This is a genomic window from Vibrio sp. TRT 1302 (assembly GCF_050113875.1).
In the GTDB taxonomy this organism is placed as follows: Bacteria; Pseudomonadota; Gammaproteobacteria; order Enterobacterales; family Vibrionaceae; genus Vibrio.
Map to the genome: position 1 here is coordinate 447,873 of NZ_JBNJOF010000002.1, position 16,230 is coordinate 464,102.

The following is a 16,230-nucleotide window of genomic DNA, read 5'->3' on the forward strand; positions in this document are numbered from 1 at the left end:
AACCTGTGCTTTGTGTCGATAAAGCCATAACTTTTTTAAGGTTAATTCCTACAAATTGCACTTGGTCAAATTAATTAGTGGCAAATCGGTGCAATCTAATTGAGCCGGTGTGACAGGGAGAGGCAGAACATGTTCCAATTTATGACCTCCACGCGAATCATCTTTGGTGAAGGTGCACTGCAGTCATCATTGTCTGTACTGAATCAATTTGGTTACAGCGTACTCTTAGTAACAAGTAAAAATCTCAGTAGAGCCTCTCCCGTTATTCAATATCTCAGTTCTCAAAACATGCGCTATCAGCATGTTGCCATCCGCGGTGAGCCCAACATTACTATGGTTGAAGAGACCGCATTGGTCGGTCGTAAATTTAGGCCAGACATGGTTGTCGCGATGGGCGGAGGGAGTGTTCTCGATATGGGCAAGGCACTCGCCGCTATCATTCCTAACCAGGGTGATGTGTATGACTATGTTGAGGTTGTGGGACGCAATGTTCCACTCAAGTCGAAGCCGATACCATTTATCGCCATACCAACCACCGCCAGTACCGGCTCTGAAGTGACGCGGAATGCAGTGCTTCGATCAGGGCAAGACAAGGTTAAGGTAAGCTTGCGAAGTCCCGATATGTTAGCGGATGTGGCAATTGTCGACCCTACATTGACTTATGGTACGGATATCGAGACGTCAGCTCGGGGAGCGATGGACGCCTTCACTCATCTGATGGAAGCGTATGTGTGTGGGCAGCCAAATCCGCTGACCGATATGATCTGTGAAGAGGGGTTGCGGCGATTAAGTAAATCCATCCTTGCTGCCTGCTTAGACGATGAACACTCTGCTCGAGCGGATCTTTCGTTTGCTGCAATGCTGGGCGGCATGGCGGTCACCAATGCCAAGCTGGGTGCGGCACATGGGTTAGCCTCCGCTTTGGGCGGCAAACTCAATGCCCCCCATAGTATTATCACCGCCCGTCTCGCACCCTACGTCATGTTGGAGAATATTCATGCCGCAGAACGTGCCGGACGAGATGATGTACTGGAACGCTACGCTAAGATAGCGAGTATTATGTCTGGGCGTGTCAACGCTTGTCGCGAAGATTCGGTATTATGGGTCAACATGATGCTTGATCGGTTAGGTTTACCAAAACTCGACCAGTTTGGAGTTTGTACAACATCATTCGAAAGTGTGGCTGAAGATGCGTTAAAGTCAGTGGCAATAAGAGGTAATCCTCTTCCGCTGACCAAAGAGCGTTTGACGCATATTCTACAGCAGGTATGCCAGTGTGATGGTTCCTGCCAAGAGGAGAGACCATTTGAACACCAGTGTGAAGCCAGTGTGGTCAGGCTAGGTGGAGATAAACTGGATGAGGGACGTTTGCAAAACAGCTAATAAAAAACGGAGCGTTAAACGCTCCGTTTCTAGTTAAAATTGTGACAGCTTGTCGTACCGAGAATCTTTCAATACGTCTTTAACACGTTTGAGGTTTTCACGGAAACCAGAACCACGACGCAGTGTAAACCCTGTTGCCAAAACATCAATCACGGTCATCTGAACCACTCGGCTTGCCATTGGCATGTAGACATCGGTGTCTTCTGGAACGTCTAGCGAAATAGACAAAGAGCTGGCTTTATCTAACGGCGAGTCCTTAGCCGTAATGGCGATTACCGTTGCACCATTTTCACGTGCAAGGTTCGCGATCTCGACTTGGCTCTTCGTTCGACCCGTGTGAGAAATCAGAACGATCACATCGTTGTCAGTACAGTTAATACAGCTCATACGCTGCATAACGATATCTTCAAAACAGGTGATTGGGATATTGAAACGGATAAACTTGTTTTGAGCATCTTTTGCTACTGCTGATGACGCACCCAAGCCAAAAAACGAAATGCGTTTCGCCTGAGTTAGAAGATCAACTGCGCGGTTAATTTGCATTGGGTCAAGGCTGTTTTTGGCTACGTCCAAACACGCCATAGTAGATTCAAAAATCTTATGGGTGTAGGCGTCTGGACCATCATCTTCCTCGACATTACGGTTTACATAAGGTGTTCCGTTAGCAAGGCTTTGTGCTAAGTGAAGCTTAAAGTCAGGGAAACCTTTAGTGTCCAAGCGACGACAAAAACGGTTAACCGTTGGCTCACTTACGTCAGCCATCTTAGCCAGTGTAGCAATACTAGAATGAATCGCAGTCTGAGGGGAAGCCATGATAACTTCGGCGACCTTACGCTCTGACTTACTAAAGTTTTCTAGATTTTTTTGAATTTTTTCTAATGTATTCATAGTGTTCACGAGGGTATAGAGAACAACTCACCAGATATACCCGTAATTAATGATAGGAAACAACCAGTTTCCCAAAGGGTAAGTGCAATCCGGCGCCATGCGACCAGTATAAACCTAAGCCAAAGGTTTACGGCAATATTTCTATCTGTCAATTGGCTATTATATGACAAGCCTCAAACTAAATTTTGTCTAAACTACAGAAATCACATCCTGAGCGAGAAAAAACAAAATCTGAGGCCTGTGTTGATAGGGAAATTACACTTTTCCAGAAAGAAAATTTCAGTTTAAGGCTGATGATTAACGATTTCTGTACATAGCTCATCAATCCTAGCCATCAAGTTAGGGGCTTGAGTCGCAATCACTCGTTGCTCTTCAAGAACGGAACTAAGGATATCCCTTCCGGTGAGTGGGTTAGCGAGCACTACACGAAAAACGATCGTGTTAAGGTGATTCCACTGTTCAGGGTTAAGGCGTGTGCGTGAGACAAACGATTTGCCTGTTTCACGTTGACGCTTCTGAATGAACATGGTCAATTCGTTAAGCAATTCATTGAGCTGCTCAGTATGTTTACCCGTTGAGAGCTTCAGTGCTGCTTTGACATGCGCGGGTATATATCGATAAGTAAGCAGACATAGTTCAGGTTCAGAAACAAGTTCAAAGTCCTGTTGCTGATGGATAAGATCGGCGAAGTAGCGAGCTTTTTCGATACTTTGGTCAATGAGCAGTTCATAACCAGGGCGGCTGATAATATGCATTGCGGCATACACCAGCATCGCCATTCCGGAGCGAGAGCCTTCCAATGTATGGCTGCCAAGATCTTTGGAACCTTTACGCAAAATGTACTGTGCGTGGTGTTCAATAGACTTCATCGCATCAGGTTGTTTGAACAGAACCATGCCCGCGCCCATTGGGATGTATAGCTGTTTGTGTGCGTCGATGGTGACAGAGTCTGCTAATTCAACGCCATCCAATAAGTGTCTATGATTGTTAGACATCAATGTCGCACCACCCCATGCTGCATCAACGTGGAAGTGACACTCTTCTTTTTGACAGATCTCAGCGATGGCGCGTAATGGGTCGATGTTGCCAGTTTCAGTGGTTCCCGCGACACCAATTACCGCAAATGGTTTGATGTTTTGTGCTTTAAGTTCAATGATCTTTTGTTGCAGGGCCGCTGGGCAAATTCGGTTGTTGCTGTCAGTTTTAACCGCAACCAATCCCTCTTGACCGATGCCCAATACATCGGCCGCTTTTTTCAGTGAGTAGTGACCGCGTTCAGACACCAAAACAGCAAGCCCTTCGTAGCCATAATGCTTCATGGCTTTGAACAGACCTTCTTTCTCTACGCCTTTGAAAGAGCCTTGCGCTTTTAGGGCGTTGTTACGTGCAACCCAAAGAGCTGTGATATTCGCTATTGTGCCGCCTGAACAAAACGCGCCTAAAGAGTGGTTTGCGCTATGCATCCATTGTGCGTAGAAGTGGTCATCTTGCCCGTAAATCAGACGATGCAACATGCCAAGGACTTGACGCTCCAATGGCGTGAAGGCTTTTGAAGTCTCAATCTTTACCAAGTTTTGGTTGAGAGCAATCATGATTTTCGACAGTGGCATGAGAAAGTAGGGCAGTGCCGACGTCATATGACCAATGAAGCTAGGTGCTGAAGTATGGACAGAGTGAGAAACTAACGTATCCAGCAGGTGCTGAGTGTGGTCGGAGACAAATTCAGGTTGCTCAGGTATAGAAGCTCGAGAGAAGTCTTTTTCGATGTCTCGCAGCGGTTTTTCTTCTGCTACGATGTGTTCGCGCAAAAACTTATTCAAGTTGCGTGAAAGCTCTTCGTCGATTTTGGTTAGCGTTGAGTCAGGCCCTTCAGGTACTGTGAAAATTCGGAGTAAGCTCTCGAAACTCACATCAGCCGTTTTTTGTTCCGGTATCATACAGCTTCATTGCTCTAATCGTTCTTGTTGCAAGCGGGACAATCTAAACGAAAACGGGAACAATGTCCCGTCTTAATTAAAGATTGTTGGTGTTTGGTGGGGCTAAGCACTGAGATGATGCCAAAGCCCCTGCAATAGCTGTGACTATTGGCAATTAATGGCTTCTAGATTCTTGATTGATTCATTGTAGCGTTTAAGGGCGGAATCAATTTTGGTTGGATGGCTGAGTAGATCAGCGAATGCAGAACGAAGCTGGTAGTTTTTCTCATGTGGCGTCGCTTGGCGATCTGCGAAAGTGACCTGAGCAAGTTGTCCAAGTTCGTCGCTGCGAGAGGCGAGTACCTTAATATCTTTCTGTTCAAGCTGTAGCCATGCTTCGACAGGTTGAGCGGTTGCTACTTTTGTTGGATCTTCTTTCAGGTAGTAATGAACTGCTGCTCGATTGAGTTCGAAGTGGTTTTTACGCCCTTCAAGGAACCATTCGCTGACTTCTTTCAACTCTGGATACTGCTCAGCGGTAAGCTGAGATAAATCTTCATACCAGTGCAGAGAAGCGTCAATGTACGCATCATATTTTTGTGACATGCAGGTGTTGTCTGCGGCTGCAGCCATTGTTGAGGTGGCGGCGAGTAGCAGTGCAGCAATCGTACGTTTCATAATGATTCCTTTTGAAGATAATTATTATACTAATATTTTCTAATTTAGCTTTTTCTAAAATTAATAGGCTTGTAAGCGGCCAATATAAATAATTTTCTTGTCGATTCCTGCGATCTAGCCTGCAAGTGAGACAAAGAAAAGCATTAAAACGGGCACGAGAAGGCTAAGAATAAAACCACTAACGATAGCAATGGGTACACAGCGAACCCCACCGGTTGTCTGAATCACCGGCAGCGTAAAGTCCATCGCGGTTGCCCCTGCATAACCAATCGAAGTACACGGGCGGGTTCTAATAAACAAAGGGATCAGAACTAACGCAATCAGTTCACGTAAGAGCTCAATCATGAATGACGCCCCACCATAAACCGGACCAAAAGCATCACCCATCAAAATACCAGCTAAAGAATACCAGCCAAAACCAGAAGCCATAGCGAGGCCACGATAGAGGTCGATATCGAGGATCAGAGCCGAAATAACACCGCCGATCATTGAGCTTGCAACTATGGTCAGTGCGATGACCATGCCCTGCTTGTTAAGAAGAATTTGGCGCAGAGTGAGGCCGCTATTGCGAAGTTGAATGCCAATAAAAAATAGCAGCAAAAAGAGAATCCATTCGCTTGCAGTGTCAACCCAGCTAAGATCAATTGGCAGCATAAGGCCGATGACCAGTCCACCACCGACAACCAAAATCAGTTTGGCAGATTCCATCGCCATAGCAGAAAGTGGCAACTTGGTATTACTGGCATCGGTGTGAATGGGTAGCCATTTGTCAATCAATGGCAGTACCGCCAAGTTCGCTAAACTTAGGCAGGTAAAAAACACCGCCGTCGTCTTTAGAATCAACTGGAGATTCTGACCGAGATTATCCAGTGCCGCTAAACTCAGGCCCATTAACGCCAAAATGACGTAAATAAGGTTTGATGTTGTGGCGTTGATTTTATCTAGGAGTGACTTTTTAGATATAGAAATGAAGTACCCCACCACAAGTGGGGCAAAGATAAATAACATCCCTGAAAACATGATACTTCCTGTTCGTGGTTACAAACCACTTGCGCTAATAAGTTCATCTATTTGAGTATTGAACTCAATATCACTTAAATTACTGAGTTTGTACAGTATATCCGCGCCTGTTACATCAAATTCTACAGTGTGTTCATCTATGTGCTCGTCTTGACGACGGAACATTAGTATATGATTTGCAATTCTGGCGATATCAAGGTACGTCACTGCTAGGTCAGATTTTGTTCTGGTTTGGTTTGAGGCGACTTCTAGAAAGTCATTGTCAAAACCCCAGCTTTCAAGAACTAGCGAACTTGCGTTAGAACACTGACGATCGAAAACCTGAAAAGCAATCTCTTCGTCAAGGTAATTTCCTTGCTCTAGATAGCTATGATATTCGCTAATAATGCAGAATAAGCCGATATCGGCGAGCAAACCTGCCAGAAGTGCCTTGTCAGTTTCGATATGTTGATATCTTGGCGATTCTGATTCTTTAAATCCACGAGCAACGAGAACCATAGTGGCGGCAAGCTCTCGTGAGTTTGCGGCGCTCTGCACGAGCATTCTGTTGCATGAAGGGCTTAGGTTGATCGAATGCTTTAGCTGCTCAATTGCCTGAGCAGTGACTATGTCACGCACGCGTAAAATACCCAAACGCGATACCGCGGTAACTAAGTCGGTGCAAGTAATATTGCGGCGATTAAAAATGACTGAGTTAGCGACGCGAATAACGATGGCTGCGAGGCCCGGATCTTCCAACAAACTATCAGCGACGTCAGCAATACCGGTTGAGTCTTGTGAACATAATTGCTGGATCTTTAATACGACATCAGGGATAGGAGGCAGTGATATTTTCCGCGACTTGATTGAGTGTTCAATAAGGACTGAAAACTCAGATTCGATGCCTTTAATTAAAAGCTCATTATTCTGCGGTAGCCAATAAAATGATAGGTGGTTCATAAGTGCTAGAAGGTTAATTTGTCCTATACAGTGTAACGTTTTCCTACATATTTTAGCAAACAATAGATTACTTATATTGATAGGTTTTGTGACACTGGATGTTGTGAAATCTATGGCACTCAAAGAACGTAAAGTACCAAATTGTGACGCTTAATCCAGAATTGCCCCTTTCTCATGCAATTGATGTGACGCATGCCCAGACTTATTTCGTTTCGTTAACTATCATTCTTGTTGTTGTTATCACTCTGGCTCAAACAAAAAAATTAACTGCTCGAGTGTGTTTTTATCTTTCGCTTATAACTGCTGCTATCTGGTGATCACTACTAATCGGGGTTTTTGATTGAGGATCAATGGATATGACAGAGCAACAATTTATTCAATACGTTAAGAAATTTGGTGACTTCCAGAAACGATCAATGTTTGGTGGTACTGGGTTATTCAAAGACGAAGCAATGTTCGCTCTTCTTAGCGCGAATAAAATTTTCATCCGTGGTGCTGAAGCACTCGACGAAGAGTTAAGAGCTCTTAATTGCGAGAAGTATCGCCACGTTAAAAAACAGACGACTGCGACTGTTAACTACTACGACATTACCTCACTTTTTGTTGATAACTTTGAACGTGTCGAAGAGTTAGTCGAGCAATCCATCAAGTTTTCTGTATCACAACGTAAGTACAAACGTTCTTCTGCTAATCGTCGCCTTAGAGATTTACCTAATATGCAGTTGACGCTAGAGCGTATGGTTAAGAAAGCCGGCGTAGAAGATGTTGATACCTTCCTAGAACTAGGTGCAGCGGCAGTATTTAGCCGTGTTAAAGAAGCTTATGGCAGTGATGTAGATGTCAAGCTACTGTGGAAGTTTGCCGGTGCAGTTGAAGGGATTCATTGGAAACTGATCCAGGAACCACGCAAGCGTCAATTATTGGCTAACTGCCACTAGATTCATCGTCACTTTAAGTGTTCGCTCAAAGCAAATGGATTTGCATAAAAAAACCGAGGCAGTGCCTCGGTTTTTTAACAATGACGTTTTATTAGAATTTAAAACGTGTAGTGAACATTAGCTGATCACCGTAGAAGTCATTGATACGCGCTTCAGCACCTAGAGAGAATAGCTCTGTAGAGTGGAATCGTGCGTAGGCTGAACCAACCCACTTGTCGTCATCATCAATTGAGACATAGCCACCTTTACCACCTACTTCTAGTTGTGGACCTAACCACTGGCGGATACCTAAATTCAGTTCCATACCTGTGTTGGTTCCGCGACTGTAACCGTTACGGCCTTGATCACCTGTGTCAACAAGGCGAAGAAGCATTTCACCAGTAAAGTCAGCCCAGTTATTGATTGGAGCATGGAAACCGAAGCCTGCTGCTGCGTCGTAGTCACCTTCGAACTCAGAGTCCACTCGACCTAGAACGTGAGCGTTAGGGTGGATTGACTTACTCATTGCTGCACCGAAAGTTACAGGACTAGCACCGATACGAGCTTCTAAGTAGTCATAACTGAAGTTACTCATGACCGCAGGGCTATTTGGATCGGTTTGAGCAAATGATTGACCGGATGCAAGCACTAAAGCTGCAGCTAAGATTGTTTTACGCATATGGACGATAAACCTATATCTTGTTAATTTCCTTGGTCTTTAGCGACACAAGCGCTATGACATTAATTACGACATGATAATGCATCATAGCAATGGTCACTATAAAAATGTCATTGTTTTGTCGTTATTTATACCTATAAGCAATCTGTGTGCCATAAATGATTATTTATTCACCAAATTCGAGGCGATTTTTAGCCATAGCTTCAAACACTCTTTCAGTATCTAAAGCCGACGCCCAAGGCATCAAGTTAGATTCGTTGTCGATGATATAGGTAGTCAACTGGTCTTTAATCACTTTGCGTAGCTCATCACCACGCCAAGGTTTAGCAATGTAAAAATCTAGGCTGGAGTGATTGATCGCTTCAACGGTGTCTTCCAAACCCGCTTGTCCGGTTAGTAGCAACTTGCGTGTGGCCTTGGTTTGAGGGTCATCATTCAACTCGATAAGAAATTGTATGCCCGTTTGTTCAGGCATGATGTGGTCACACAAGATCAGCGCCAGTTTTACGTCTTCTTGCAGTGCTTCATGGATGATATCCTTAGCCTCTTTTACCGACTCAGCCGGTTCGAGTATAAAGTGCTCTTCGAAGCAGTCTAAGTCTTGAATGACGCTGTCCAATACTTCTCGTTCATCATCGACACATAAGATTAGGTATTTGTTCATTCGGGACTCCTTGGCGAAATCGCCAGTTGACGGCAGGGTAGCCAAACTGACATTGACGTAAATTGGTTTTCAACAGACTCGACCTCTATTCTACCGCCGTGCTGATGGACAATTTGCTGGCAGACGGATAATCCAATACCCAAGCCAAAATTGCCTTCTTTCTTGGTGGTAAAGTTGAGATCGAACATTTGATTCTTAACAGAGTGGGGGATGCCACAGCCGTTATCGGTAAATGTCACCACAACCCAGTCTTGATCTGAGTGGTGGGTATTTTGTGTCTCAATCCTCAATACGCCTTGTTGGGGAAAAGCATCAATGGCATTGGAAATGAGATTGGTCCAGACTTGCTGCAATGCAATCGGTAGGCATTGAATTGTCGGAATGTCAGCATAATGACGCTCAACTGAATGAAATTTGAGTTTGTTCTCGAAAATGGTCAGTGTGTCTTCTATGCCTTCGTGAATATCAGCGAGATGAAAGCGCTCGTCGTCGGGGCGCGCGTACCCTTTGAGGCTTTTAACCATATCTGCGATTCTTCCTGCACAGACATTGATGGAGCGCAGTGTCGACCCCGCCAGATAATAATCTTCTAACTTTTCAAGTTGCTCTAAGGCTCGTTCAGGATCTTTTTGAGCCAGATCGTGCCAATTGGTTTGTGTTTCTAAACCGAGCTTCACCAGTTTTTTAGCGATTCTTCGGTGGCTGACTAAAGCTTCAACATCGCGAACTATGGCTCGTTCGGTTGCGGTTGAACGCGGGCGTTGAGTTAGCCCTTGTTTGAGGACTGAGATACCTTCGAGCCCAATGTCATCAATTGAATGAACGTCGACCAGATGTTGCATCTTTTCGGTCAAGAGGTCGGTGCCGCGCAGTATTGCGGCAACTGGATTGTTGAGTTCGTGGGCGACACCTGCGACAAGTTGCCCCAACATTGCCATTTTCTCACGTTCAATGAGTTGCTGGTGGGCAAGCTCTAACGATTCAAGCGTTTTTTGTAACTCTAATTTGGTGTTAATGCTGCGCTGTAGTCGGCGGTTAAAGTGGCGAAGCAGCAAGTTAGTAAAGAGGGGTAACAGCGTCATATTGGAGTGCATGACCTTACCAAACACTTCTCGATCTAACTTAATCACTTCAGTCTGTGAGAGTGTGACTGCGGTTGAGAATGAAGGCTCTCCGGTCACAAAAGACATACCACCGACAATATTCCCCTGTGAGTGTCTAACCACTTCTCTCTGACGCCCAATATCATCTTTTTTATACAGGGCAACCTGACCTTTGGTTATGAACCATAGGAACTGGTTCTCTTCACCTTCTTTGGTCAGTAAGTGATCTGGTGAGTAGGTTCTTATCGCCCGACTTTCATCTTGATCGGCAAAGAATTCAAGCAGTGCGGTGGTGACCTGTTGGGCTAATTGTTGATCGGAAAGGCTATGATGATCGGTAATAAAACCTTCTCGATAGCTGCGCATCTTCTGTTCGATGTGGGCTCGTAGCAGTCGATGCTGGTCGAGCACCAGACTATACGCGAGCAAGTTATCTTTATCGTTTTGTAGAATAAACGTCGTCAGTTCTTTCTGCGCGATCTGGTGAACGAGATTGTCTTGCAACGGTTTGGTTAAGCAGTGGTCTAGTCGACCATCATTCACCGCTGACAAGATAGCCTGAATATCCTGTCCGCAGCTAATTAAGATTTTACGTGCTCGTTGGGTGTGACTGTTTTTGTCGAGCTGGATAAGAAAGTCAGCGCCGTTGAAGTTTTCATGGTGACTAGCAATGACAAGTGCGACGGTTTGGTTCTGCTCTAGGCAATACTCAAGAGCTGCGTGAGCCTCGTCGAGCGAGTCGGCGGTATGCAGGTCGAATTTGGCAGAAAGCGGGCTGAGTTCACGTCTCAGCTGCTCGATGCTGATTGGGTTGTTATCTAAACAGAGTACGGCAAAATGATTCACGAGTAAGCTACAATTTGAAAATCCACAGGGATAACTGTATCAAGGTTGAAAAAATGGTATTGAGAGCTAGGTATGAGAATTTCTGATGTTTTTAATAGAAAGCCAATACTCTGATTTATCTCAATGTTTTTTCGTGTAGACTGGATGAAATCGAAGTTTAAGAAATTTATACCATGGAACTTAAAAAAATTGCTGCCATAGGCGGTGCTGTTGTACTTGGATTATGTTGGCCACTTGCTGTCGGTCAGATTGGACAAGCCGTTATTAGTGATGGTATCGCTCACCTTAATAGTGATTCCATAAAAGCAGAAATCGTAGAGTATGACAGAGGCTACTTATCATCTACGGTAAAAACTCGCTATACGGTTCTTGATCCAACCTTAGCTGAGCAGCTTGCTGTCGACGGTTTGCCAACCGAGGTTGTGCTTAACAGTCATGTAAGCCATGGTTTATTTAATCTTAAAGCGGAATCGGTCATTGATAACCAGCCAGAACTGCCATTGACTCTAAACACAGTCACTCAACTCAACGGCAATACCGATTACGTCTTATCAATGGCCAACTGGAATCAGGTTTCTGAAGGACCGGATGGGGCTATCGTTTCTGTGACTGCATCAACGCTGAAAGGGCATATCAGCGTATTGGGTGATTTAACCTATCAGTTAAGTGTTCCTTCGGTAGAGGTTGACTTCAATTCTGGTGAAAAAGTGCTGCTTTCTGGATTGTCGGGTCAAGGTGAAGGAAAGAAAATTAACAGCTTTTGGATTGGCGAACAGACGCTAAAAGTGGCAGCTGCGTCCATCCTAGATGTGGATCAGTCGCCGCTATTTAGCCTTAGCGACAGCCAGTATACTTTCACAAGCTCATTTGACGACGTGGAAAAAACGGTCAGCAGTCAACATGTTGTCGATTTAAGAGATCTAGTGACTGTCGATGGTGGTGTGGAGAGTGTGTCAGTTGACCTAGCGTTTGGCGGCTTAGATAGTGTTGCTTTTGAGCATTTGGTCAACCTCTATCAGAACAACCCAATGCCAACCAATGCGGACATTGATGCCGCGGTACCATATGTAGAAAGTTTATTCTCAAAAGGTTTTTACCTTGCAATGAACAAAATGGCAGTTAAGTTAGGCGATGAGAGTGAATTTGAGTCTAAATGGCAGATAACTGTTCCTCAAGGGACTGACAACGTTACACAGAATCCAGCCATGATTTTGCCTGCGCTAACTGGCGACCTAGACACCTTCTTTTCTAATGGTTTAGTTACTCAGTACCCCTTTATCCAGCAAGGCATTGATGAAGCGATGGTGATGGAACTGATTAAAGAAACGGAGAAGGGCTACCAGATTAAAGCGGAGCTGAAAGAAGGTAATTTAGTGTTCGCTAACGGACAGCAAATTCCTCTAATGGCGTTGCTTCTACCCGCATTGATGGCGCCGTAATTGCAAAATTTAATTGCTTAGAGAGAAAAGAGGTCTTAAGACCTCTTTTCTTGCTTTTTATCAAGCAAAAAACATGGTATTAATCGATCAATCTCTTATAAAAGCATATGCAAGGAAAGTATAGATGAGCAAGGTTTTCAACTTTAGCGCAGGCCCCGCAGCACTGCCTAAAGAGGTGATGCAAAAAGCACAACAAGAATTTGTCGATTGGAATGACCTAGGTACGTCGGTGATGGAAATCAGTCACCGTAGTAAAGAGTTCATCAAAGTTGCGGAAGAGGCTGAACAGGATCTCCGCGATTTGCTAAACATTCCTGACAACTACAAAGTTCTTTTCTGCCAAGGTGGAGCACGTGCGCAGTTTGCTGCCGTACCACTTAACTTGTTAGGTGAAGCCAACAAAGCGACCTACATAGATGCTGGTTACTGGGCTGAGAGCGCTATCGATGAAGCGCAAAAGTATTGCCAAGTTGATACTTTTGTGGCGAAAACAGACATTGACGGTAAAACGGCGGTGTTGCCTGCTTCTGAATGGCAAATTGCTCCTGATGCAGCCTATGTTCATTTCTGTCCAAATGAAACTATCGATGGTATCGAAATCAGTGACTTACCAACAACAGATAAGCCAATTGTTGCCGATATGTCATCGAATATTCTTTCGCGCCAAATCGATGTCTCTAAGTATGGGGTGATCTATGCAGGCGCCCAGAAAAACATCGGCCCTGCTGGTATCTGTATTGCCATTGTTCGAGATGACTTATTAGAGCTAGCGAGCAACGTCGTTCCGAGCTTTATGAATTACAAAGTATTGGCGGAAAAAGATTCGATGTTTAATACGCCTCCGACCTATGCTTGGTACTTGTCTGGCTTGGTTTTCAAATGGCTGAAAGAGCAGGGCGGTGTGGCTGAAGTCGAAAAAGTAAACCAAGAGAAGGCGGCGCTGCTTTACAATCAAATTGATGGTTCAGATTTCTACATTAACAATGTGCATCCGAACAACCGCTCGCGTATGAATGTTCCTTTCCAGCTAGCTAAGCCAGAGCTTGATGGGTTGTTTTTGCAGCAGGCAGCAGAGCGCGGAATGGTGGCACTCAAAGGTCACCGAGTTTCGGGTGGCATGCGTGCTTCTATCTACAATGCTATGCCTTTAGAAGGTGTGCAGGCATTGGTAGACTTTATGAAAGAGTTTGAAGCTGAAAACGCGTAATCAAGAATGAAAAAAAGGGCCTAACGAATCGACGTTAGGCCCTTTTTGTATCTGGAAACTGTCGTTAGCGGCGTTTTGGCTTACGTCCTGCTGGTGGCTTACCCGCGTGACTTGCCGCAGGCTTACCGCCGCGGTTGTTACTCGGTTTGCTATCCGGTTTACCATTGCGCTTTGGCGCTGAACCACCTTTGTTATTCGCTGATTGGCCTTTGCCTTGTCCACGTTGCTCGCCTTGCAGCTTTTCAAAGCCAGGTTGACTCTTGGTATGCTTAGTGGCAAAACGTTGTGAACCGTGTCGACCTGACTTACGGCGCTGAGCTGGGGTTTTAGCCTCGATATCTTCCTCTGGTACCAGACAACCTGGTTTGTCACCAATGAGGTGCTTTTTACCCATGTTTACCAGTGCTTCACGAATCAATGGCCAGTTTGCTGGATCATGATAGCGTAGCAATGCTTTGTGGAGACGACGTTGACGTTCACCTTTCGCGACAGGAACCTCTTCACGCTTTTTGTATTTGACGCGTTTTAGAGGGTTGGTCTCTGAGTAGTACATAGACGTCGCATTACACATCGGCGATGGATAGAAGTTTTGTACTTGGTCACATTCAAAGTTGTTCTTTTTCAGCCATAGCGCGAGATTCAGCATGTCTTCGTCTTCCGTGCCAGGGTGTGCAGAAATAAAGTACGGGATAAGGTATTGTTTTTTACCTGCTTCTGCGCTGTATTTCTCAAACATCTCTTTGAAACGGTCATAGGCTCCCATGCCTGGCTTCATCATCAAATCCAGCGGACCTTTTTCGGTGTGTTCTGGAGCGATTTTCAGATAACCACCCACGTGATGGGTCACCAGCTCACGCACATATTCAGGAGATTCAATCGCAAGATCATAACGAACGCCCGACGCGATCATCACCTTGTTGATACCCTGAACTTTGCGGGCAGCGCGATAGAGATCAATGGTGTGTTTATGGTCGGTATTCAGTTTGTTACAGATACCAGGGAAAACACATGACGGACGACGACAATTCGCTTCCGCTTTTGGATCACTACAACCTAGGCGATACATGTTGGCCGTTGGGCCGCCAAGGTCGGAGATTGTGCCAGTAAATCCAGGAACTTTGTCGCGAATTTCTTCTAACTCGTTAAGAATCGATTCTTGTGAACGGTTCTGAATAATTCGACCTTCGTGTTCGGTGATAGAACAGAATGAACAGCCGCCAAAACAGCCTCGCATGATGTTTACCGAGGTTTTAATCATATCGTAGGCTGGAATCTTCGCTTTGCCGTACATTGGGTGCGGAACACGTGCGTAAGGCAGCCCAAAGACGTAATCCATTTCTTCCGTTGTTAGTGGAATTGGCGCTTGATTGACCCAAAGTTCGCGATCACCGTGGCGTTGAATCAATGCACGACCCGAATACGGGTTAGTTTCAAGGTGCATGATTCGACTGGCATGAGCGTAAAGAATACGGTCATTATTGAGTTTCTCGAACGGTGGGATACGTACCGCCGTCGTGGCTGCATCGTGACGAGATGGTCGGATGGTAATCGGCTTGGCTTCAGACTCTTGCGCCTTCGCCTTAGTATCACATTGTTCCTCAACCGCATAAGGGTTAGGCGGAATAAAGGCTTCTTTACGCGGCTTCTCGATACGCGAAGAGTCGATCACTGTGTAACCTTCTGGTTCTGCAGGAAGGCTGACGGCAGTACCACGAATGTTGGTCATGCTGGCGATCTCTTCACCATCCGCTAGTCGATGTGCGACTTCGACCAAAGCACGTTCTGCGTTACCAAACAATAGGATGTCTGCTTTAGCGTCAAACAGGACAGAGCGGCGTACTTTGTCAGACCAATAATCATAATGCGCGAGGCGACGCAGACTGGCTTCGATTCCGCCCAATACGATAGGCACCCCTTTGTAGGCTTCACGACAGCGCTGCGAGTAGACGAGTGTCGCACGGTCTGGGCGTTTGCCCCCTTCGTTGTTTGGTGTGTAGGCGTCATCATGGCGCAGTTTACGATCAGCCGTATAACGGTTGATCATCGAATCCATGTTGCCAGCAGTGATACCAAAGAATAGGTTTGGTTTGCCAAGAGCAGTAAAGGCATCTTTATTGTGCCACTCTGGTTGAGCGATAATACCGACTCGAAACCCTTGGGCTTCAAGAAGACGGCCAATAATCGCCATACCAAAGCTTGGGTGGTCGACGTACGCATCACCCGTTACGATGATAATGTCACAGCTGTCCCATCCTAGGGCATCCATTTCCTTACGATTGGTCGGCAGGAATGGCGCAGTGCCAAAGCATTCTGCCCAATATTTTTTGTGCTCGTGAATAGGAGTGATATTGCTGTACATATTTTGCTCTCAGTGCCAAGGAGCGCGAATTATAGCGACTTGAAGGGCGACTATCTACCTCATTATAACTAAGTCTATTAAGCCACCGAGGAGGAGGATTTTCTTGATGGGGCACTGATTGACCAAAGTGTTATCTCATTAACGTATTGATTATGCGACTCCAGCTATATTAGACGTTAAAGCTGTTATGAA

Annotated in this window: 13 protein-coding genes; 4 read left to right on the forward strand and 9 right to left on the reverse strand. The window is 45.4% G+C overall.

What is annotated here, in order from left to right; genetic code table 11:
- The first annotated feature begins 129 nt into the window (after nucleotides 1–129).
- Nucleotides 130–1,383 (forward strand): iron-containing alcohol dehydrogenase, encoded by a 1,254-nt coding sequence (locus tag ACQEXP_RS04805; protein WP_269375941.1) that lies wholly within the window; start codon nucleotides 130–132, stop codon nucleotides 1,381–1,383.
- A gap of 33 nt (nucleotides 1,384–1,416) precedes the next feature.
- Here the strand turns inward: ACQEXP_RS04805 and ACQEXP_RS04810 are convergent, their stop codons facing one another.
- The 5 genes from ACQEXP_RS04810 to ACQEXP_RS04830 all read right to left on the reverse strand — a co-directional run bounded on the left by ACQEXP_RS04810 (nucleotide 1,417) and on the right by ACQEXP_RS04830 (nucleotide 6,824).
- Nucleotides 1,417–2,271, reverse strand: a complete 855-nt coding sequence (locus ACQEXP_RS04810) for a MurR/RpiR family transcriptional regulator (RefSeq protein ID WP_010320194.1) — start codon at nucleotides 2,269–2,271, stop codon at nucleotides 1,417–1,419.
- 284 nt (nucleotides 2,272–2,555) lie between these two features.
- Complete coding sequence (panP, locus tag ACQEXP_RS04815; RefSeq protein ID WP_426968495.1) at nucleotides 2,556–4,208, reverse strand: pyridoxal-dependent aspartate 1-decarboxylase PanP; 1,653 nt, start codon at nucleotides 4,206–4,208, stop codon at nucleotides 2,556–2,558.
- A 144-nt stretch (nucleotides 4,209–4,352) separates the two neighbouring features.
- Nucleotides 4,353–4,865, reverse strand: coding sequence for a hypothetical protein (locus ACQEXP_RS04820; RefSeq protein WP_426968497.1), 513 nt, complete (start codon nucleotides 4,863–4,865; stop codon nucleotides 4,353–4,355).
- A 114-nt stretch (nucleotides 4,866–4,979) separates the two neighbouring features.
- Complete coding sequence (locus ACQEXP_RS04825; protein WP_138973294.1) at nucleotides 4,980–5,885, reverse strand: lysine exporter LysO family protein; 906 nt, start codon at nucleotides 5,883–5,885, stop codon at nucleotides 4,980–4,982.
- Nucleotides 5,886–5,903: 18 nt separating this feature from the next.
- Nucleotides 5,904–6,824 carry an HDOD domain-containing protein gene (locus tag ACQEXP_RS04830; RefSeq protein WP_269375938.1) on the reverse strand — a complete coding sequence of 307 codons (921 nt, stop codon included), beginning with the start codon at nucleotides 6,822–6,824 and terminating at the stop codon, nucleotides 5,904–5,906.
- 350 nt (nucleotides 6,825–7,174) lie between these two features.
- On the opposite strand from ACQEXP_RS04830, the gene ACQEXP_RS04835 reads away from it, so the two are divergent.
- Nucleotides 7,175–7,762, forward strand: coding sequence for a TfoX/Sxy family DNA transformation protein (locus ACQEXP_RS04835; protein WP_269375937.1), 588 nt, complete (start codon nucleotides 7,175–7,177; stop codon nucleotides 7,760–7,762).
- Between the two features lie 91 nt (nucleotides 7,763–7,853).
- Here ACQEXP_RS04835 and ACQEXP_RS04840 read toward each other — a convergent pair whose 3' ends face one another.
- From ACQEXP_RS04840 to ACQEXP_RS04850, 3 genes are all read right to left on the reverse strand, one after another.
- A complete protein-coding gene (locus ACQEXP_RS04840) occupies nucleotides 7,854–8,420 on the reverse strand; it encodes a hypothetical protein (RefSeq protein WP_269375936.1) in 567 nt (188 codons plus the stop codon).
- A gap of 166 nt (nucleotides 8,421–8,586) precedes the next feature.
- Nucleotides 8,587–9,084 (reverse strand): response regulator, encoded by a 498-nt coding sequence (locus ACQEXP_RS04845; RefSeq protein ID WP_426968500.1) that lies wholly within the window; start codon nucleotides 9,082–9,084, stop codon nucleotides 8,587–8,589.
- Nucleotides 9,081–11,033, reverse strand: coding sequence for an ATP-binding protein (locus ACQEXP_RS04850; protein ID WP_426968502.1), 1,953 nt, complete (start codon nucleotides 11,031–11,033; stop codon nucleotides 9,081–9,083). Before ACQEXP_RS04850 ends, ACQEXP_RS04845 begins: the two co-directional genes overlap by 4 nt.
- A 173-nt stretch (nucleotides 11,034–11,206) precedes the next feature.
- Between ACQEXP_RS04850 and ACQEXP_RS04855 the strand changes: the two genes are divergently transcribed.
- Nucleotides 11,207–12,472, forward strand: a complete 1,266-nt coding sequence (locus tag ACQEXP_RS04855) for a DUF945 family protein (protein WP_426968504.1) — start codon at nucleotides 11,207–11,209, stop codon at nucleotides 12,470–12,472.
- A gap of 124 nt (nucleotides 12,473–12,596) precedes the next feature.
- Entirely contained in the window at nucleotides 12,597–13,679 is a 1,083-nt protein-coding gene (gene serC / locus ACQEXP_RS04860) for a 3-phosphoserine/phosphohydroxythreonine transaminase (RefSeq protein WP_426968505.1), read from the forward strand.
- 64 nt (nucleotides 13,680–13,743) lie between these two features.
- Here the strand turns inward: serC and ACQEXP_RS04865 are convergent, their stop codons facing one another.
- Nucleotides 13,744–16,038, reverse strand: a complete 2,295-nt coding sequence (locus ACQEXP_RS04865) for a YgiQ family radical SAM protein (RefSeq protein ID WP_269375931.1) — start codon at nucleotides 16,036–16,038, stop codon at nucleotides 13,744–13,746.
- Nucleotides 16,039–16,230 lie beyond the last annotated feature (192 nt).

Coding starts and splice junctions, on each gene's coding strand:
- ACQEXP_RS04805 (WP_269375941.1), top strand. CDS start 130: ATGTTCCAATTTATGACCTCCACGCGAATCATCTTTGGTGAAGGTGCA.
- ACQEXP_RS04810 (WP_010320194.1), bottom strand. CDS start 2,271: ATGAATACATTAGAAAAAATTCAAAAAAATCTAGAAAACTTTAGTAAG.
- panP (WP_426968495.1), bottom strand. CDS start 4,208: ATGATACCGGAACAAAAAACGGCTGATGTGAGTTTCGAGAGCTTACTC.
- ACQEXP_RS04820 (WP_426968497.1), bottom strand. CDS start 4,865: ATGAAACGTACGATTGCTGCACTGCTACTCGCCGCCACCTCAACAATG.
- ACQEXP_RS04825 (WP_138973294.1), bottom strand. CDS start 5,885: ATGTTTTCAGGGATGTTATTTATCTTTGCCCCACTTGTGGTGGGGTAC.
- ACQEXP_RS04830 (WP_269375938.1), bottom strand. CDS start 6,824: ATGAACCACCTATCATTTTATTGGCTACCGCAGAATAATGAGCTTTTA.
- ACQEXP_RS04835 (WP_269375937.1), top strand. CDS start 7,175: ATGGATATGACAGAGCAACAATTTATTCAATACGTTAAGAAATTTGGT.
- ACQEXP_RS04840 (WP_269375936.1), bottom strand. CDS start 8,420: ATGCGTAAAACAATCTTAGCTGCAGCTTTAGTGCTTGCATCCGGTCAA.
- ACQEXP_RS04845 (WP_426968500.1), bottom strand. CDS start 9,084: ATGAACAAATACCTAATCTTATGTGTCGATGATGAACGAGAAGTATTG.
- ACQEXP_RS04855 (WP_426968504.1), top strand. CDS start 11,207: ATGGAACTTAAAAAAATTGCTGCCATAGGCGGTGCTGTTGTACTTGGA.
- serC (WP_426968505.1), top strand. CDS start 12,597: ATGAGCAAGGTTTTCAACTTTAGCGCAGGCCCCGCAGCACTGCCTAAA.
- ACQEXP_RS04865 (WP_269375931.1), bottom strand. CDS start 16,038: ATGTACAGCAATATCACTCCTATTCACGAGCACAAAAAATATTGGGCA.